Source organism: Streptomyces sp. NPDC059455, from assembly GCF_042750115.1.
Lineage (GTDB): Bacteria > Actinomycetota > Actinomycetes > Streptomycetales > Streptomycetaceae > Streptomyces > Streptomyces endocoffeicus.
In genome coordinates this window covers 40,998-58,217 of the sequence record NZ_JBHYVB010000052.1, presented here as the reverse complement: position 1 = coordinate 58,217, position 17,220 = coordinate 40,998, and the positions used below count along the sequence as shown (strand labels likewise).

Annotated in this window: 17 protein-coding genes; 11 read left to right on the top strand and 6 right to left on the bottom strand. The window is 72.2% G+C overall.

What is annotated here, in order from left to right; translation table 11 throughout:
- Positions 1-153: 153 nt before the first annotated feature.
- From ACFXB5_RS20390 to ACFXB5_RS20370, 5 genes are all read right to left on the bottom strand, one after another.
- Complete coding sequence (locus tag ACFXB5_RS20390) at positions 154-1,182, bottom strand: methyltransferase (protein WP_385209706.1); 1,029 nt, start codon at positions 1,180-1,182, stop codon at positions 154-156.
- Between the two features lie 296 nt (positions 1,183-1,478).
- Positions 1,479-2,546, bottom strand: a complete 1,068-nt coding sequence (locus ACFXB5_RS20385; protein ID WP_385209704.1) for a CU044_5270 family protein — start codon at positions 2,544-2,546, stop codon at positions 1,479-1,481.
- Positions 2,543-3,226: an RNA polymerase sigma factor gene (locus ACFXB5_RS20380; protein WP_385209702.1), complete on the bottom strand. Its 684-nt coding sequence runs from the start codon at positions 3,224-3,226 to the stop codon at positions 2,543-2,545. The genes ACFXB5_RS20385 and ACFXB5_RS20380 overlap by 4 nt, the downstream gene beginning before the upstream one ends.
- 63 nt (positions 3,227-3,289) lie before the next feature.
- On the bottom strand, positions 3,290-4,240 hold the full coding sequence (locus tag ACFXB5_RS20375; protein WP_385209700.1) for a GNAT family N-acetyltransferase: 951 nt from the start codon (positions 4,238-4,240) through the stop codon (positions 3,290-3,292).
- A 122-nt stretch (positions 4,241-4,362) separates the two neighbouring features.
- Entirely contained in the window at positions 4,363-5,298 is a 936-nt protein-coding gene (locus tag ACFXB5_RS20370; protein WP_385209698.1) for a LysR family transcriptional regulator, read from the bottom strand.
- An 80-nt stretch (positions 5,299-5,378) separates the two neighbouring features.
- Between ACFXB5_RS20370 and ACFXB5_RS20365 the strand changes: the two genes are divergently transcribed.
- From ACFXB5_RS20365 to ACFXB5_RS20355, 3 genes are all read left to right on the top strand, one after another.
- Entirely contained in the window at positions 5,379-6,362 is a 984-nt protein-coding gene (locus ACFXB5_RS20365; protein ID WP_385209695.1) for a fumarylacetoacetate hydrolase family protein, read from the top strand.
- Positions 6,359-6,553 (top strand): ferredoxin, encoded by a 195-nt coding sequence (locus ACFXB5_RS20360; RefSeq protein WP_385209694.1) that lies wholly within the window; start codon positions 6,359-6,361, stop codon positions 6,551-6,553. The genes ACFXB5_RS20365 and ACFXB5_RS20360 overlap by 4 nt, the downstream gene beginning before the upstream one ends.
- A 131-nt stretch (positions 6,554-6,684) precedes the next feature.
- Positions 6,685-7,227 carry a VOC family protein gene (locus tag ACFXB5_RS20355; protein ID WP_385209691.1) on the top strand — a complete coding sequence of 181 codons (543 nt, stop codon included), beginning with the start codon at positions 6,685-6,687 and terminating at the stop codon, positions 7,225-7,227.
- 81 nt (positions 7,228-7,308) lie between these two features.
- On the opposite strand, the gene ACFXB5_RS20350 is transcribed toward ACFXB5_RS20355, so the two are convergent.
- Complete coding sequence (locus ACFXB5_RS20350; protein ID WP_385209688.1) at positions 7,309-8,358, bottom strand: LacI family DNA-binding transcriptional regulator; 1,050 nt, start codon at positions 8,356-8,358, stop codon at positions 7,309-7,311.
- Positions 8,359-8,538: 180 nt separating this feature from the next.
- Between ACFXB5_RS20350 and ACFXB5_RS20345 the strand changes: the two genes are divergently transcribed.
- From ACFXB5_RS20345 to ACFXB5_RS20310, 8 genes are all read left to right on the top strand, one after another.
- Positions 8,539-9,696 (top strand): Gfo/Idh/MocA family protein, encoded by a 1,158-nt coding sequence (locus tag ACFXB5_RS20345; protein ID WP_385209685.1) that lies wholly within the window; start codon positions 8,539-8,541, stop codon positions 9,694-9,696.
- Positions 9,697-9,703: 7 nt separating this feature from the next.
- Positions 9,704-10,669 carry a PmoA family protein gene (locus ACFXB5_RS20340; protein ID WP_385209683.1) on the top strand — a complete coding sequence of 322 codons (966 nt, stop codon included), beginning with the start codon at positions 9,704-9,706 and terminating at the stop codon, positions 10,667-10,669.
- A 14-nt stretch (positions 10,670-10,683) separates the two neighbouring features.
- Complete coding sequence (locus tag ACFXB5_RS20335) at positions 10,684-11,424, top strand: cupin (protein WP_385209680.1); 741 nt, start codon at positions 10,684-10,686, stop codon at positions 11,422-11,424.
- A 238-nt stretch (positions 11,425-11,662) separates the two neighbouring features.
- Positions 11,663-12,952, top strand: coding sequence for an ABC transporter substrate-binding protein (locus tag ACFXB5_RS20330; RefSeq protein ID WP_385209679.1), 1,290 nt, complete (start codon positions 11,663-11,665; stop codon positions 12,950-12,952).
- Positions 12,949-13,911, top strand: a complete 963-nt coding sequence (locus ACFXB5_RS20325; protein WP_385209677.1) for a carbohydrate ABC transporter permease — start codon at positions 12,949-12,951, stop codon at positions 13,909-13,911. Before ACFXB5_RS20330 ends, ACFXB5_RS20325 begins: the two co-directional genes overlap by 4 nt.
- Positions 13,908-14,780, top strand: a complete 873-nt coding sequence (locus ACFXB5_RS20320; RefSeq protein WP_385209674.1) for a carbohydrate ABC transporter permease — start codon at positions 13,908-13,910, stop codon at positions 14,778-14,780. Before ACFXB5_RS20325 ends, ACFXB5_RS20320 begins: the two co-directional genes overlap by 4 nt.
- A 6-nt stretch (positions 14,781-14,786) precedes the next feature.
- Positions 14,787-15,374 carry a hypothetical protein gene (locus ACFXB5_RS20315; protein ID WP_385209671.1) on the top strand — a complete coding sequence of 196 codons (588 nt, stop codon included), beginning with the start codon at positions 14,787-14,789 and terminating at the stop codon, positions 15,372-15,374.
- Complete coding sequence (locus ACFXB5_RS20310) at positions 15,371-17,185, top strand: hypothetical protein (protein WP_385209668.1); 1,815 nt, start codon at positions 15,371-15,373, stop codon at positions 17,183-17,185. The genes ACFXB5_RS20315 and ACFXB5_RS20310 overlap by 4 nt, the downstream gene beginning before the upstream one ends.
- The last annotated feature ends 35 nt before the right edge of the window (positions 17,186-17,220 follow it).

Below are 17,220 nucleotides of genomic sequence, written 5' to 3'. Positions count from 1 at the left end.
CCTTGGACCCCGGGTCTGGGGCGGAGCCCCCCACGCGGCGGAGCCGCATATCGTCAGGTGCCGGGAAGGGGCGGGGAGGGGGAAGATCCGCGGACCCGCGAGCCGCCGGTGCGCCCGTCCGGGCGACGCCTCCCCCTGGTGGCTGAGGTCCGCTCACCCGGCCGTCAGGCGCCACAACGACGTCACCTCCGCCGCGCGGGCCGAGTGGAGGGGGTCGGTGGGGTCGAAGGCGCGGGGGTGGACGGGGCGGACGTCCAGCCGGTCCAGGACCGTCAGGCCCGCCGTGTCGAAGGCGGCCGACAGTTCGGCGCGCGGCCGCAGTCCCAGGTGTTCGGCGAGGTCGGAAAGGATCAGCCAGCCCTCTCCGCCGGGGGTCAGATGCCCGGCGAGCCCGTTCAGGAAGCCGTGCAGCATACGGCCGGACGGGTCGTAGACGGCGTATTCGAGCGGTGAGGAGGGCCGGGCCGGGACCCAGGGCGGGTTGCAGACCACCAGCGGGGCGCGGCCCGGCGGGAAGAGGTCGGCCTCGGCCACCTCGACCCGCCCGGACAGGCCCAGCCGGGCCACGTTCTCCCGGGCGCACGCCAGCGCCCGCGCGTCCTGGTCGGTGGCCACCACCCGCTCGATGCCGCGCCGGGCGAGGACGGCCGCCAGGACGCCGGTTCCGGTGCCGATGTCGAAGGCCAGCTCGTGCGACGGCAGCGGGGCCTCGGCCACCAGGTCGACGTACTCGCCGCGCACCGGCGAGAAGACCCCGTAGTGCGGATGGATACGGTCCCCGCCCAGCGCCCGCACCTTGACGCCCTTCTCCCGCCACTCATGCGCGCCGATCAGCCCGAGCAACTCGCGGAGCGAGACCACCGAGGGGTCCCGCGCCGGGCCGTACGCCTCGGTGCACGCCTGCCGTACGTCCGGCGCCCGGCGCAGCGGGACCCCGAAGTCCGCGTCCAGCGGCACCAGCACCATCCCCAGCAGCCGGGCCCGCCGGGACTGGGCCTGGCGGTGCCGGTGGAACGCCTCGGCCGGGGACGCCGCCGGTGGCCGCCGCTCCTTCGCCCGGCGCGGGCCCCGGTCGATCCGGCGGGCCAGAGCGGTCAGCAGCTGACGGGCGCCCTGGTAGTCGCCGCGCCACAGCAGCGCGGTGCCCTCGCAGACGAGGCGGTGGGCGGTGTCGGCGGGCATCCGGTCGTCCGCGATCGCGACCCGCCGGGGCGGCGGCGCGCCGCTCTCGGAGCGCCACTGGGCGGTATGGATCCGGCCGTCCTCGGTCCACTCGATGACCTGCTCGGTACTCAGAGGTACGCCCTTTGCTCTTGTGCCGTGCCCGTGTGCCGTACGGGCCGGTGTGTGTGCGCTGATCCTTGCGGTACCGGGCCCTCCGCGCGAGCGGTTTTCCGGTCGGGGTGACGCCGCGTCAATGATTCAGCGGAGAAGGGCGCCCGCCGGGGCGGGCGCCCTGTGACCGCTTGACGGCTGGCTCAGGACGCGCCGACCGCCGTCACCTTCCCCTTGTCATCGGTGACGGCGACGTCCAGGAGCGCGCTCCTGTCCGTCCCGAGGTAGGCCAGGCTCTTCGCGTCGAAGACCCAATAGCCGCTCGTGGTCTTCGAGGGGTTCCGGCGGTTGGTGTACGTGAGGCCGATACCGGTCCGGCCCGCGCCGTCCTTGACGTTCTCCACGACGCGGACGTCCGGCAGCTTGGCCATGGCACGGTAGAGCGCGGCATTGAGATCGGGCAGCAGGGTGGCCTGGTCGAGAATGGCTCCGGCGTTCTCGAAGACCGTCTCGGTCAGCCGCGATTTCACCACCCCGCTGCCGCTCGTGAGCTTCTTCAGCAACGCGTCGGGGTCGGTGGGGAGGGCCTGGAGCTGCCGGAAGCTCGGAATCCCGCCCGGCGACATGGCGATGTCCTGGGTCTGGGAGGGGTCGGGTTCGCCGTTCGGGGACAGCGCGGTGAGGCGGCGGAGACCGTCCCGCTTGCCGGGCACGGGCTGCCACTCGTCGCTCTGGACATTCCCCTTGTACCTCCTGGTGCCCGTGATATCCCCCTTGGAGTCCCGCACGGGCTTCGAGGGACCGCCCCACATGGCCGAGGGTCCCTGGGACTTGGTGTAGATGTACTGGTCGTCGCGGACCGTGACCGCCGGTCGGTCGGCCGCCACCACGGCGATCCGGTCCAGCAACTGCACGGCTTGCCGGTGCTCGGCCCTGGGATCACCGCTGACGCCGGTGGCGGTGGCGCCGCCCTTGCCGTCCCGTACGCCGTCGACCGCCACCGCTCCCACGACCACGGCGGCGGCCAGAGCCAGCGGCGCCGCGATGAGGACGAGGCGCCGCCGGGGGCGCCGGGGTGCCGGAAGCGCGGGTGAGGTGTCCGTCGTACCCGCCAGCTCGTAGACGGTCTCGCTGCTGATCTGTTCCATCAGATGTTCCCTCAGGACGCGGTGGCGGTCCCGCCGGAGCACCGGACGGCCCGGTGCGGGCAGCAACTCGGCCAGATCCTGGTGGTCGACCGGCTGATCGGGTCGTCGCGGGTTGGTGTTCATCGTTTCTTCTCCTGCGTGGACCGAGCCGCCTGATGGCGGCTGACCGGTAACTGTCCGACCGTGGCCGCGCGTTGCACCGCGTCCTGCCCGGCGCCGCCGTCCGCGCCTTGGTCGCCGCCCGTGCCGCCATCGCCGCCGATGAGCTCGAGTTCGGTGAGCTTGCGCAGGCGCTTTCGCGCGCGTGAGAGCCGGGCCCGTACGGTGCCGACGGCCACGCCCAGGGCCTCGGCCACCGTGGCGGCGTCCAGGCCCTCCCACACGCAGAGCGTGAACACCTCGCGCTCCCCGCGGCGCATCGTGCGCAGCGCCCGCCGCGCGGCGGCCAGCTCCTCGGTGTCGGCCAGGCGCTGGGTCACCTCGTCGGCGAAGTCAGGCACCGGGTCCGGGGGTGGCAGTTTGGCGAGCGCGGCCTGGTGTCTTCGGGCCGCCCGCGCGGTGTTGCGCGTGACGTTCGTCGCGATCCCCAGCAGCCACGGGCGCAGGCTGCCGTCACCCGGAAGCAGCCGCTCGCGCAGCCGCCATGCCTCCAGGAAGGTCAGCGACACGATGTCGTCGGCCATGACCCAGTTGCCGGTCAGCCGGACGGCGTGCCGGTAGATCACCGAGGCGTACTCGTCGAAGAGCTGCCCGAAGGCATCCGGATCTCCGGCCCGCACGCGGGCGCGCAGTGAAGTCTCCACACTCCTCCCTGTCCGCCGCGCCCGCCGCGCTGCCGGTGATCCGCGTCACATCGGGCCGCGCCCTCACCCCCGTGCGGCGTCCCGCAGCGCAAGCCGCCAGTCCTGGCCGACCAGGGGTGAGCCGTAGCCCCTGTGCCGCTTCTCGGCGATCAGCTCGAACCCGGCCCGCTCATAGATCCGGCGGGCGGAGGTCAGGACGTCATTGGTCCACAGCACGAGATCGCGGTAGCCCGCCTCGCGCGCGAAGTCGACGCACGCGCCCACCAGCCGCTCGCCGATCCGCCGCCCGCGCGCCTCCGGTTCGACGAGCAGCAGCCGCAGCCGGGCCGTATCGGGCTGTTCGTCCCGTACGCACATCACCGATCCGACGGGGCGGCCGTCGAGCTCCGCGATCCACGCCCGTTCGCGGGCCGGGTCGTGGCCCGCGCCGAACTCCCCGACGATCCGGGCCACCAGGGCCTCGAACTCGGCGTTCCACCCGAACTCCCGGGCGTACACGGCGCCGTGGCGCTGCACGATCCAGCCCAGGTCCCCCGGCGCCAGTCCGCGCAGCCGCACCTCGGGCTCCGCCGGGCCGGTGAACACGCCGCGGGCGTTGGCCAGCGCCTCCCGCAGCCGCCCCAGCTCGTTCCGGGGGACCTTGGCCAGCAGCCCGGTCACCGCCTCGCGTGAGCGCCGGTCCAGATCCTCCGCCGCCGCCCGGCCCGCCGTGGTGAGCAGCACCTCCTGGAAGCGGGCGTCGCGCTGGTGGCGCTCGCGCGTCACCAGCCCGCGCTCCTCGAACCGGCTCAGCGTCCGGCTCAGATGCGCGGCGGTGACCCCCAGGTGCTCCCGGAGCGCCGAGGCATGGGTGCGCTCGCGCTGGGCCAGCTCGTAGAGGATGCGGGCCTCGCCCAGTGTGTACGGGGTGTTGAGCTGCCCGGGGTAGTCGAGGACGCCGATCAGCCGGGTGTACATCCGGTTGAAGTCGCGTACCTCGTCCACGGCCAGGTCAAGATCGTCGCGCGGCTCCATCCGGCACCCCTCCGTACCCTGTGGTCGATGCGATTCGCTTGACCACATAGTTGCGCCAGGTCAAGTGTTTGGGAAGAGGCATCGGGTTGGCGAACGCGTGGGGCAGCCCGCCGGAACGAACGTCATCGGTCGGCGGCCGGCAGCCACCAGTCGTCCCGCGGCGGTACCAGCCAGCCGCGTTCGGTGGCGATGTCGTGGATGGTGGTGATGGCATGGCGAAGCGGGATGGACCTGCTCCCGGCCCGCCAGATCACCGAGAACGGGTAGAGGGGCACGGGGTCGACCACGGGTCTGACCACCACGCCGTCCGGCATGGGCGCCTCCAGCGGCCCGAACGAGGGAGCCCGGTAGGCCAGTACGGCCGCGTTGGCCGCCCCCCGGCCGTGGCCGTGCAGGCGCCGTCCGACGCGCAGGCCGAACGCGGCGGCGAGCTCCTGGTTCCAGTCCAGCCATTCGGCCGCCTCCTGCGCCGTGTGCAGAAGGAGCGGGTACGCGGCGAGCTCCGCCATCGGCACCCGCGCCCGGTGGGCCAGTTCATGCCCGGCGGGGAGAACGATCCCCATGGGTTCCAGGCGCACCAGCTGGTACCGCAGTGACCGGGGCAGCGGCTCCCCGGTGCCGTTGATCCGGCCGAACGCGAGGTCCACCACCCCTTCGGCCAGGGCCGAGACCGTTCCCGCGAACCCCTGTCCCTGGATGACCTCCAATGTCACATCGGCCAGCCGCGGCCGGAGCTCCCGCGCGATGACACCCGAGGTGAGCCCCTCGGTGATCACATCGACGCGCAGCGGAGGCGCGCTGCGCCTCAACTCACCCAGCAGGTCCGAAGCGTCCGCGAGCAGTTCCCGGCCGCGGCGGACGAACAGCTCCCCCTCCGGGGTCAGCTCGACATGGCGCCGGTCCCGGAGGAACAGCGTGACGCCGAGCCGGCTCTCCAACCGGCTGATCTGCGACGAGAGGGTCTGCTGCGCGATCAGCAGCCGCGCGGCCGCGCGGGCGAAGTGCAGCTCGTCGGCCAGGACGACCGCGTACCGCACGAGTCGTAAGTCCAAGTCCACGAGTCGGTAACAGTAGATGACTGTCACCGGCCGCTCAAGAGTGTTGGACCGCCCCGGTCCCGACGGCCTCGAATGGAGACATGGCGAGGCACGAGTCGACCCCCACCCTCACGACGTGGTCGCTGGTCACCGCCCACACCGCCGACCGGGGCAGCTTCTGCGCGGCCCTCGGCGAGGACGGCATACGGGAAGTGCCCGCCCTGCGCGGATATCCCGGGGCCTTCGAGGCCCTTCAGGACTGGGCTGCCCTCGCACCGGGCCTGCGCGCGTACGATCCGCGGGAGGCCGCCCCGGTGCGCGGCGCCCGGCTGCTGGCCCCCGTCCGCTACCCGCGGACCGTGCTCTGCTCAGGAGCCAACTACCGCGATCATCTGGCGGAGATGACGGGCGACGGTGCCACCCGGGTGCGCCCGTTCTTCTTCCTGAAGCCTCCCACCACCACCGTCATCGGGCCCGACGACCCCATCGTCATCCCGGCCGACGAGAGCCAGAAGGTGGACTGGGAAGCCGAACTCGCCGTCGTGATCGGGCGGGCGGGGCGTGACATCCCCACGGACCGGGCAGCGGCGCACATCGCCGGCTACACCATCGTCAACGACATCTCCGCCCGCGGACCGCACCACCGGGCGGACGCCTTCGCCGAACCCTTCGCCTGGGACTGGCTGGCCTCCAAGGGGCAGGACACCTTCTGCCCCACCGGTCCCGGCGTCACCCCGGCGTGGCTGGTGCCCGATCCGCACGATCTGCCCATCCGGCTCACCGTCAACGGCCACGAGGAACAGGTGAGCAATACCAGGGAGATGATCCAGAGCGTGCCGGAGCTGATCGCGGCCGCCAGCACTCTGATCACCCTCCAGCCCGGCGACATCCTCGCGACCGGCACCCCGGCCGGCGTCGGCCTGCCCCGCGACAGGTTCCTGCACCCGGGGGACACGGTGGAGATCACCATCGGGCACCTCGGCCGACTCCGCAATCCGGTCACCGCCCGCGAAACCGCCACCGGCACCGCCCGCGAAACCGCTCACGGCAGTGCCCGCGACACCGCACAAGGAGCATCACGATGAAACTGCATGTGGACCGCGAAGCCTGCCAGGTCACCGCAATGTGCACCGGGCTCGCGCCCGAAGTCCTCGACCTCGATGAGCGGGGCGATCTCGTCATACTCGACCAGACGCCGCCGCCCCACCTGCTGGACGACGTGCGCCAAGCGGTGCGCAGCTGCCCGATGCGGGCGCTGTGGATCACGGAGGACTGAGCGATCTGGCCGTCGCCGACCGGATCGTCGCCGCCGAGGACGTGGCCCGCCGGCCGCCCACCGCCCGTCCCGCATGCCGTGTCCTGAGGCGCGGGAGACAGCCACCCAACGCTCACGAGGAGAGACGGACCATGCCCGGCATCACCCACCGTTCCACCAAGCCACCGCTGCTGATGACCCGCTTCCTGTCACACGGCACCCTGGAGTGCCGGGACATCGCCGCCACCCGGCGCTTCTACGAGGAGGTGCTCGGCCTCGAAGTGGCGCAGCAGGCGCCCATGGCGCTGTTCGTACGGCTGGGCGGCAACCACTGCTACGCGGTCGTCGAGACCCCCGGCTCCGGCCAGGACATGCCGCTGATGAACCACAATGGGCTGGACCTGGCGAGCGAGGAGGAGGTCCGGGAGGCGTACGAGGCGCTGCAGCGGGTCAAGGACGAGTACGCGATCAGGAAGCTGACCAAGCCCGTCCGCCAGCACGGCACCTACTCCTTCTACCTCCAGGACCTGGACGGCAACTGGTGGGAGATCTGCCATCTGCCGAAGGGCGGCTACGCGTTCCGCTTCGAGTACGCCGAGGTGGACCTCACCGGCCGGGAGGACCTGTCCCCGCAGGAGATCCGCTCCCGGTACCAGCGGCCGCTGGACCATGTGCCGTCCGAGGTCGCGCGGTAGGGGCCGACTGCGCGGCGGCCCGGCAGGGGTCAGTCGCGCGGCGGTCCGGCAGGGGTCGGCCGCGCGGTGGTCCGGTAGGGCTCAGCCGCGCGGCGGCGCCGTGGAGGCGCGGGCCATCAGCTCGGCCCGGACCATCGCCACCCCGCCCGGCGGCTGCGGCTCGCGGCCCAGGGCCAGCCGCCCGGCCCGCGCGCCCGCCTCGTACAGCGGCAGCCGCATCGTGGTGAGGGCCGGGACGGCGTCCGCGCTGAACGGGAGGTCGTCGAAGCCCGCGACCGAGACGTCCTCGGGGATGCGCAGCCCCTGGTCGCGCAGGGCGGCGCAGACGCCGAGCGCGATGGTGTCGTTGGCGGCGACTATGGCCGTCAGGGTCCGGTCGCGGCGCAGCAGTTCGAGGGTGGCGTCATAGCCGGAGGCGCGGTCGTACAGGCCGTGGACGGTCAGCCGCTCCGCGTCCTGGTCCACCCCGGCGGCGGCCAGCGCCGCCCGGTGGCCCTCCAGCCGGTGGCGGGTCGTGGTGCGCTCGGCGGGGCCCGCCACATAGCCGATCCGGCGGTGGCCGAGGGTCAGCAGATGTTCGGTGAGCCGGCGGGCGCCGCCGCGGTTGTCGAAGGTGAGGGTGGTGGCGTCCTCGATCGGCGGGCGGCCGCACAGCACCACCCGGGTGCCGGACGCGGCCAGCCGGGACGCCTTGGCGGCCACGGCGGTGGCGTGGGCGGGGTGCTCGACCGCGCCGCCGGTGAGCACGACGGCGGCGGCGCGCTGCCGCTGCAGCAGGGTGAGGTAGTTGAGCTCGCGCTCGGGCGAGCCACCGGTGTTGCAGATGACCGCGAGCTTCTCGCCGCCCCGGCCCGATTCCCCGGCCGGGGTGACCATTTCGGCCTGCACGGCGCCCGCGATGATCCCGAAGAAGGGGTCCGCGATGTCGTTGACGAGCACCCCGACCAGATCGGACGTGGCGGCGGCGAGAGCGCTTGCCGGGCCGTTGACCACGTACTCCAGCTCGTCGACCGCACGCAGCACCCGGGTCCGGGTCGACTCCGCGACCGGGTAGTTGCCGCTCAGGACGCGCGACACGGTCGCCGCCGAGACCCGAGCCCGTGCCGCCACATCGGCCAGGGTCACTGCCATATTTCCTCCGTTGGGTGGTCACCTTCTGGTACACCGTGCGCGCTGGTTGGGCGCCTCCATGCTCTCACCCCATGAGCGGCGCGATTCTGCACTCCAGGGTCTTGTCCTGTCATCCGGACCATGCCTAGGGTCCTCCCCAGCAAGCGCTTACCCCAGGCGACGGCGAGGAGACCTCAGCCCATGGCCGCAGCAGCCACCGCCCGTATCCGTGCCGCAGTGGTCGGCACCGGAGGAATCGTCAGCGGCAGCCATCTGCCTGCACTGCGTGATCACGCCGACCGGGTGGACCTCGTCGCCGCCGTCGACGTGGCCGCGGACCGGCTCGACGCCTTCCGCGCCGCGGCGGCCGAGGGCGGCACCTTCGACGTCACCGGCTACTCCGATGTGGCCGCCATGCTGGAGGCCGAGCGCCCCGGCCTGGTCCTCATCGGCACCCCGCCCTCCCTGCACCGCGAGCAGACGGTGGCCGCCCTCGAGGCCGGCGCCTGGGTGCTGTGCGAGAAGCCGCTGTGCCTCACGCTCGCCGAGTACGACGAGATAGCCGGGGCCGAGCGGGAGGCGGGCGGCCCGTACGCCTCGGTGGTCTTCCAGCACCGCTACGGCTCGGGCGCCGTCCACGCCCGCGAGCTGCTGGCCGAGGGCGCCCTGGGCCGGCCGCTGGTGGCCCACTGCCAGACCACCTGGCACCGCGACACCGCCTACTACGCGGTGCCGTGGCGCGGCCGCTGGGAGACCGAGGGCGGCGGCCCCTCCATGGGCCACGGCATCCACCAGATGGATCTGCTGCTCCACCTCCTCGGCGACTGGACCGAGATCCGCGGCATGGCCGGACGGCTGGTCCACGCCGTGGAGAGCGAGGACGTCTCCACCGCGCTGGTGCGGTTCGAGAGCGGCGCCATGGCCACCGTCGTCAACAGCGTGCTCTCGCCCGACGAGGTCAGCCGGATCCGCGTCGACTGCGCGGACGCCACCGTCGAGCTGACCCACCTCTACGGCCACCGCAACGACGACTGGGTCTACACCCCCGCCCCGCACGTCCGCGACGACCCCGCCCGGCAGCGGCGCTGGCGCACCCCGGCCGCCGATCTGCCCAGTTCCCACGGGGCCCAGCTGACCGGGCTGCTGGACGCGATGCGCGACGGTGTACGGCCGCCGGGGAGCGGGCAGGACGCCCGCCGCACCCTCGAGTTCATCGCCGCGCTCTACAAGGCGGCCTTCACCGGGCGGCCCGTGCGCGCGGGCGAGATCGTGCCCGGGGACCCGTACTACGACGCCATGCACGGCGACCACCCCGCATGGGCGCCGAAGGCAGCGACCGCCACCACGAAGGAGAGCTGAGGCCGCCATGACCCAGCGCATCACCGTCACCCACACCCACGGCGAACAGATCTCGGTCGCCGCCGCCGGCGTCGAGCTGATGGCCTACGTCTACCGGCCCGACCCGGACGCCTTCGAGGCCCGTAAGCCCTACGCCCACCCGCTGCGCACCCTCGCCGGGAACCCGGTCTCCGGTTACCGGCCGAACGACCATCGCTGGCACAAGGGCCTGCAGATGACCTCCAGCCATCTGTCCGGCCAGAACTTCTGGGGCGGCAACTCCTACCTCGGCCCCGAGCAGGGCTACCAGCACGTCGAGGAGCGCGTCGGCTCGATGCGCCACGACGGCTTCGAGGAGTTCACCGTCGCCGACGACCGGCTGCGCTTCGTGGAGACCCTCACCTGGGTCGCCAATCCTTCCGTACAACACAGCGGCGGCCAGGAGTGGGCACGGGAGCGGCGCACCATCGAACTCCACTCGGTGGAGCCGGAGGAGGGCACCTGGGCCCTGGACTGGTCCATCCACCTCACCAACATCCGCGGCGAGGCCCTGCACTTCGGCTCCCCGACCACCGCGGGCCGGGAGATGGCCGGGTACACCGGGCTCAACTGGCGCGGCCCGCGCGACTTCACCGGCGGCGATGTCATCGGCCCGGACGGGCGCGGCGGCGACGGCGAGAAGGGCGCCTCGGACCTGATGGGCACCCCGGCCGCCGATGCCCCCTGGGTCGCCTTCACCGGTGAGCACGACGACGTGGACGGGCACTCCACACTGCTGTTCGCCCACGCCCCGGAGAACGCCGAAGCCATCCACGCCTCCCACTGGTTCGTGCGCTCCGAGCCGATCCCCTCGGTGGCCCCCTCCTGGGCGTTCTTCGAGGAGTTCGAGCTGGAGCCCAGGGAGTCCTTCGGCTACCGCTACCGGGTGGTGGTCGCCGACGGCGCCTGGGACCGGGCGCACGCCGAGAACTACCTCAAGAACCACGGGTGGTGAGGAAATTGACCGCCATGTCCGCCCCACTGCCGGGCGGTGTGGGCCTCTCCCACATCAGCGCGTACGAGTGGGAGGCCGCCGACGGGGTGTGCGGCGGCAGCCCCCATCTCCACCTCGCCTGCACCGAGGCGTATGTGGTCACCGCCGGACGCGGCGCCGTACAGACCCTGACCCTCGCGGACGGCTTCACCGAGACCCCGCTTGAGCCGGGCTCGGTGGTGTGGTTCACCCCCGGCACCATCCACCGCATGGTGCAGGGCGGCGGCCTCAAGGTGACCGTGCTGATGCAGAACAGCGGGCTGCCGGAGGCCGGGGACGCCGTCTTCACCTTCCCGCCCGAGGTGCTGGCCGACCCCGAGCGCTACGCGGCCGCCGCCACGCTGCCCGCCAAGGAGGGGCCGGAGGCCGACGCGGCCGCCCGGCGCCGCCGGGACCTCGCGATCGAGGGCTATCTGACGCTGCGGGCCGCCGCCGAGAAGGGCGACGACGCACCGCTGCGCGCCTTCCACGAGGCGGCGGCGCGGATCGTGGCGCCCAAGGTGAAGGACTGGGAGCCGCGCTGGCGGGACGGGGCGCTGGCGGCCGCGCGGCGCACCGGTGAGCAGCTCACCGCGCTCGCCGCGGGCGACGCCGGGCACCTCGCCGAGGCGCGGGTCACCGCGACCGGGCCCAGCCGCCGGGGCGGCTACGGCATGTGCGGCCGCCGGGACGAGTACGAACTGCCCGGTGTCACGCTCCCGTACTACGGCGAATAGTCGTGGGCCATGTCCGGCGGACCTTCGCGGGCTCGCGACGCCTGGCACGGCGCCCCCAGCTACCGCTGGAGGCGCCCCGAAGGGGCGCGGGGCTGTATCGATATGCGGCTCCGCCGCGCGCGCGACCAGCCACGACGGCGCCGCGGCCGGCCGACGACCCATTGCGACACTTCCAGCAGAGCTTAGGCACCACCACGCACACTCAACTAAATGATCATGGAGGGAGGTCGGCTCCGGTATGCGCGGAAACAGGACAACGACGTCCTGCGCCCTGGCCCTTGTGCTCACGCTCGCAGGGACCCTCACGGGCTGCGGTGGCGATGGCGGCGGCGGCTCGGGCGGCAAGGTCAGCCTGCGGTTCACCTGGTGGGGAAACCCCGACCGGGCCGCCCGCACCGAGGAGGCCGTCAAGCTCTTCGAGCAGCGCCACCCCGACATCGACATCGCGACGTCCTTCGCGGGCTTCGACACCTACAAGGCGAAGCTGGCCACCCAGGCGGCGGGCGGTGACGCCCCCGATGTGATGCAGCTGGACTACCGGCAGATCAACCAGTACGCGACCTCCGGCATCCTGCTGAACCTCGGCGAACATTCCGAGCTGCGCACCTCGGAGATCGACAAGGGGCTGCTGGCCACCGGGGTGGTCGACGGCGAGCAGTACGCGCTGCCGGTGGCCCGCGGCACCGAGACGGTGGCGTACGACGCCGCGCTGTGGCGCGAGGCGGGCGTCCCCGCGCCCACCCTGACCTGGACCTGGAACGACTGGGCCGACGCCATGCGCAAGCTCTCGGCGTCCAAGGCGACACAGGGGCGGCTCGGCTCCACCGACCCGGGCCAGAGCGAGGACGTCTTCGAGATCTGGCTGCGGAGCCAGGGCAAGGCCCTCTACACCAAGGACGAGAAGCTCGGCTTCACCGCCGACGATCTGACCCGCTACTGGGAGTGGTGCACCAAGCTCCGCAAGGAGGGCGCGGTGGTGCCCGCCGAGCAGACCAGCCAGATGGACGGGACGGTGGAGAACACCCCGCTGGGCCGGCTCAAGTCCGTCTCCGACTTCAACTGGGACGCGCCCACCAGCGGTTACGCGCCCATCGTCGGCGAGGGGCTGAAGCTGGCACCGTTCCCGGTCGGCGAGGACGGCACCCCGGGGCAGTACTTCAAACCGTCGATGTTCTTCGGCGCCTCGGCCGAGACCGCACACCCCAAGCAGGCGGCCCAGTTCATCGACTTCCTGCTCAACGACAAGAAGGCGGGCGCCATCCTCGGCGCCACCCGCGGCATCCCGGCCAACGACGCCATCCGGCAGGACGTACTGCCCAAGTTGGAGGGCTTCGACCAGGTCATCTCCACCTACCAGAAGCAGTTCGAGGGCAGGCTCAAGGACCCGCCGCCCGCGCCGCCCAAGGGTGACGCCTCCCTGCAGTCCACCTTCTCGCGCGACTACGACCAGGTCAGCTACGAGCGCATGTCGCCGCGTGAGGCGGCGGAGAACTACATCACCGAGGCGAAGGCGGAGCTGAGGCAATGACCGCGACCGCGACCCGCCCCCCGGACGCCGCGCCCCCCGCCACCGGCGGCAAGCGGGCTCGCAAGCGCGAACGGCAGGGGGCCGCCTGGGTGTTCCTGTCCCCATGGGTGCTCGGCGCCGCCGTGCTGACGCTGCTGCCCATGGCCGTGTCCCTGTATCTGTCGTTCACCGACTACGACATGTTCGACGCGCCCCGGTGGATCGGCTTCCGCAACTACACCCAGATGTTCACCGAGGACCCCCGCTACTGGCGGTCGGTCATCACCACCCTGACCTACGTCGTGATCGCGGTACCGCTGCAGCTCCTGCTCGCGCTGGCCGTCGCGATCGCGCTGAAGTCGGTCAAGCGCGGCAAGGGCTTCTACCGCTCGGCGTTCTACGCCCCCTCGCTGCTCGGCGCGTCGATGTCCATCGCCCTGGTCTGGCGGGCGATCTTCAACGACGGCGGCTCCGTCGACAACCTGCTCTCCGGCATGGGCATCGACATCGGCGGCTGGATCAACAAACCGGGCTGGGCCATCCTGTCCGTCGCGCTGCTCACCATCTGGCAGTTCGGCGCCCCCATGGTGATCTTCCTGGCCGGGCTCCAGCAGATACCCGCCGAGCTCTACGAGGCGGCCGCGGTGGACGGGGCCTCCTGGTGGCGGCAGTTCCGCTCGATCACCATCCCGATGCTCTCGCCGGTGCTCTTCTTCAACCTGGTGCTCCAGATGATCCAGGCGTTCCAGGTCTTCACCCCCGCCTTCGCGGTCAGCGCGGGCAAGGGCGGACCCGCCGACTCCACGCTCGTCTACACGCTCTACCTCTACGACCGGGGCTTCACCGCCTCCCACATGGGCTACGCCTCCGCCATGGCGTGGGCGCTGCTGCTGGCCATCGGGGTCGTCACCGCGGTGCTCTTCCGCACCTCCCGGGCCTGGGTCTTCTACGCCAACGACAACAACGAGGGGGCCCGATGACCACCGCCCCGATCACCACCGCCCCGGCGGCGCGGCGGCGTCCCACCGGCCGGATCGTGCTGCACATCTGCCTGATCGCCGTGCTGCTGGTGATGCTCTATCCGCTGGCCTGGCTGCTGGCCACCTCGTTCAAACCCGCCGACGAGGTCATCGCCAGCCTCAAGCTGCTGCCCAGCCACTTCGAATGGGGCAACTACTCCACCGCGCTGGACGGGGTCAACGAGGTCAGCGTCGGACGGCTGCTGTGGAACTCGCTGCTCATCGCGGGCGGCGCGGTGCTCGGCAACGTCATCAGCTGCTCGCTCGCCGCGTACGCCTTCGCGCGGCTGCGGTTCCGGATGCGTGGTCCGCTCTTCGCGTTCATGATCGCGACGATCATGTTGCCGCACCACGCCATCCTCATTCCGCAGTACATCATCTTCAACCAGCTCGGCATGGTGAACACCTACTGGCCGATGATCCTGCCGAAGTTCCTGGCCACCGACGCCTTCTTCGTCTTCCTCATCGTGCAGTTCATGCGCGGGCTGCCGCGTGAGCTGGAGGAGGCGGCGCGGATCGACGGCTGCGGGCCGTTCCGCTCGTTCTTCAGCGTCATCCTGCCGCTGACCCGGCCCGCCCTGATCACCACCGCGATCTTCACTTTCATCTGGACCTGGAACGACTTCTTCACCCAGCTCATCTACCTCTTCGAGCCGGAGAAGTTCACCCTGACCCTGGCCCTGCGGTCCTTCGTGGACGCCTCCAGCCAGTCGGCCTTCGGCCCGATGTTCGCGATGTCGGTCTTCGCGCTGCTGCCCATCGTGCTCTTCTTCCTCGCCTTCCAGCGGTTCCTGGTCGAGGGCATGGCCAACTCCGGAATCAAGGGATGAGACGCCATGCCGTCCTCCGCGACCACCCGTGAACCGGGCGAGCTGACCGGCCCGCGCTTCGCCCTCTTCGCCGACGTCCTGGCGGTGGGCCTGGCCACCGCCGCCGCCTCGCTGCCGCTGATCACCGCCCCCGCCGCCATGTCCACGGCCTGCGCCGTCCTCGACCGGCGGGTACGGGAGGACGCCCCCGCCACCGCGGGCGGCTACCTCCGCGCCCTGCGGGCCCGGCTGCGCACCGGCGATCTGCTGGGCGGGGCCGGGATGCTGGCCGGCGGCGCGCTGCTGCTGTTCAACGCGCTCGCGTCCGGGGCCGGTCTGCCCGGCGCGGTCGCCTTCCGGCCCGCGCTGCTCGTCGTGGCCGGGCTGCTCACGGTCGTCCTGCTGCGGGCCTGCGCCCGCCCCGAATCGGCGACGAGCTGGCGCGTCGCGCTGCGCTCGGCGGCGTACGCCAGTGTCCGCACGCCTCGCGCGAGCCTCGTCCTGCTGCTGGCCGTGGCCACCGCCGCCGTCTGCGCCTGGGCCTATCCACCGCTGGCCTTCCTCGTCCCCGGCCCCCTCGCCCTGGCGGCCCGAGCCACGGAGCACCACCTGTGACACCTCTGCCCCGCCGTCACGTGCTCGCCGGGACCGCCGCGGCGGGCGGACTGCTGGCCGTCGGCGCCCCGGGTGGCGCCTCGGCCGAGGGCCGGCCCTCGGCCGAGGGCCGGGTCGACAAGCCGTTCCTGGACCTGCTCACCGAGGCGGCCGACGCCCGGGTGGCCGAGGTGGTGGACGGGCTCGAGACGGTCCTGGGCCAGTTGAACAACCTCGGCCAGGCCCGCCCCGCCGCCCGTAGCCTGCGGCTGCTCACCTCCGTCCACGTCTGGGGAGACGCCGCCCACCACCACGACGGCGCGCTGATCGCGCCGATGACCCGGCTCGTGGACGCGCTGGCCGCCGCCCAGTTCGACGACGGCCTCTACGACCAGGGCGCGGTCCACTCGCCCCCGGACACCGCCTTCTCGATCGTCGATCTGGGCCTGGTGTACGGGCTGCTGGACGCCGACGGCCACACCAGTACCCGGGCGATCCGCGCCACCCTGAAGAAGATCCTGCTCAAGGCGGGCAAGGGCCTGTCCACCGGCGGGGTGCACACCCCCAACCACCGCTGGAAGGTGTGCGCCGCGCTGGCCCGGATCAACTCCTTCTGGCCCGACCCGGGCTACACCCGCCGTATCGACGCCTGGCTGGCCGAGGGCATCGACGCTTACGACAGCGGCCAGTACAGCGAGCGCAGCGCCACCTACGCGCCCATCGTCACCAACCCCTCGCTGCTGACCCTGGCCCGGCTCACCGAGCGCCCGGCCCTCTACGAGCACGTACGCCGCAACCTGGACGCCACCCTTCACCTCCTGGAGCCCGACGGGGAGGTGGAGACGGTGCATTCGCGCCGCCAGGACCAGAAGACGGTCAAGCATCTGTCCGAGTACTGGCTGCAGTTCCGGGCCCTGGCGCTCCGGGAGCGGGACGGGAGGTTCGCGGACGTGGCCGCCACCATCCAGCGGCGCGGGGCGGACCAGACCTTCGACGAGACCCCGCTCGGGGACTTCCTCGCCGAGGTGCTGGACCATCCGGAGCTGGCCGCGCCGCTGCCCGAGGCCACGGCGGCTCCGGACGAGTTCACCTGGCGCGACAAGGACTGCGGGCTGGTCCGGATCGCGAAGGGGCGGACGCGGACCACGATCTTCGGCGGCACCGACTTCCCCGATGTCCACGCGATCTCCTCGGGTCTGTCCACCAACCCGACGTTCTTCAAGTGGCGCAAGGGCGCCGCCATCCTGGACTCGCTCCGGCTGTCCCCGCAGTTCTTCTCGCTCGGCCACTTCCGGGCCGAGGACGTGGCGCGCACGGCGGACGGCTGGCGGCTGTGGGCCGAGGTGCGGGCCGGATTCCACCTTCCGCTGCCGTCTCAGCACCGCCGCCCCGACGGGCGGTATCCACTCACCGACGACGGCCGGTTCTGGTCCGCGATGGACTTTCCGCACCGCCCCAAGGAGTGGCGCACCCTGCGCACCGAGGTGCGGATCGCGGAGGCGGACGGCGGCTGGAACCTGGACCTCGAGATCGGCGAGTCCGAGGTTCCGCTCGCCCTCGAACTGTGCTTCCGCAGTGGCGGAAAGCTGACCGGGGTCGACCCCGTGCCCGGCCAGAAGGACACGTATCAGCTGGTCAAGGGGTACGGGACCTATACGGCCGGCGATGACGTGATCACCTTCGGGCCCGGCAACGGCAGCGGCCCGCGCCAGCCCGCCGTCGTGGACTCCGGCGAGCGCTACGGCTGGATGGGCGGCGATCTGACCCCGGCGGGGCAGCGGGTCCTGATCACCGGGCGTTCGCCGCTGCGCTACCGGCTGACCCTGCGCTGAAGCGCTGACCGCCCCCGCCCCCTGTGTTCGGTCCT

What these genes read in the sequence shown, in the direction of transcription:
- ACFXB5_RS20350 (WP_385209688.1), bottom strand. Translation starts at nt 8,358, where the DNA reads ATGGCAGTGACCCTGGCCGATGTGGCGGCACGGGCTCGGGTCTCGGCG.
- ACFXB5_RS20345 (WP_385209685.1), top strand. Translation starts at nt 8,539, where the DNA reads ATGGCCGCAGCAGCCACCGCCCGTATCCGTGCCGCAGTGGTCGGCACC.
- ACFXB5_RS20390 (WP_385209706.1), bottom strand. Translation starts at nt 1,182, where the DNA reads ATGCCCGCCGACACCGCCCACCGCCTCGTCTGCGAGGGCACCGCGCTG.
- ACFXB5_RS20355 (WP_385209691.1), top strand. Translation starts at nt 6,685, where the DNA reads ATGCCCGGCATCACCCACCGTTCCACCAAGCCACCGCTGCTGATGACC.
- ACFXB5_RS20325 (WP_385209677.1), top strand. Translation starts at nt 12,949, where the DNA reads ATGACCGCGACCGCGACCCGCCCCCCGGACGCCGCGCCCCCCGCCACC.
- ACFXB5_RS20335 (WP_385209680.1), top strand. Translation starts at nt 10,684, where the DNA reads ATGTCCGCCCCACTGCCGGGCGGTGTGGGCCTCTCCCACATCAGCGCG.
- ACFXB5_RS20320 (WP_385209674.1), top strand. Translation starts at nt 13,908, where the DNA reads ATGACCACCGCCCCGATCACCACCGCCCCGGCGGCGCGGCGGCGTCCC.
- ACFXB5_RS20360 (WP_385209694.1), top strand. Translation starts at nt 6,359, where the DNA reads ATGAAACTGCATGTGGACCGCGAAGCCTGCCAGGTCACCGCAATGTGC.
- ACFXB5_RS20375 (WP_385209700.1), bottom strand. Translation starts at nt 4,240, where the DNA reads ATGGAGCCGCGCGACGATCTTGACCTGGCCGTGGACGAGGTACGCGAC.
- ACFXB5_RS20330 (WP_385209679.1), top strand. Translation starts at nt 11,663, where the DNA reads ATGCGCGGAAACAGGACAACGACGTCCTGCGCCCTGGCCCTTGTGCTC.
- ACFXB5_RS20340 (WP_385209683.1), top strand. Translation starts at nt 9,704, where the DNA reads ATGACCCAGCGCATCACCGTCACCCACACCCACGGCGAACAGATCTCG.
- ACFXB5_RS20365 (WP_385209695.1), top strand. Translation starts at nt 5,379, where the DNA reads ATGGCGAGGCACGAGTCGACCCCCACCCTCACGACGTGGTCGCTGGTC.
- ACFXB5_RS20385 (WP_385209704.1), bottom strand. Translation starts at nt 2,546, where the DNA reads ATGAACACCAACCCGCGACGACCCGATCAGCCGGTCGACCACCAGGAT.
- ACFXB5_RS20315 (WP_385209671.1), top strand. Translation starts at nt 14,787, where the DNA reads ATGCCGTCCTCCGCGACCACCCGTGAACCGGGCGAGCTGACCGGCCCG.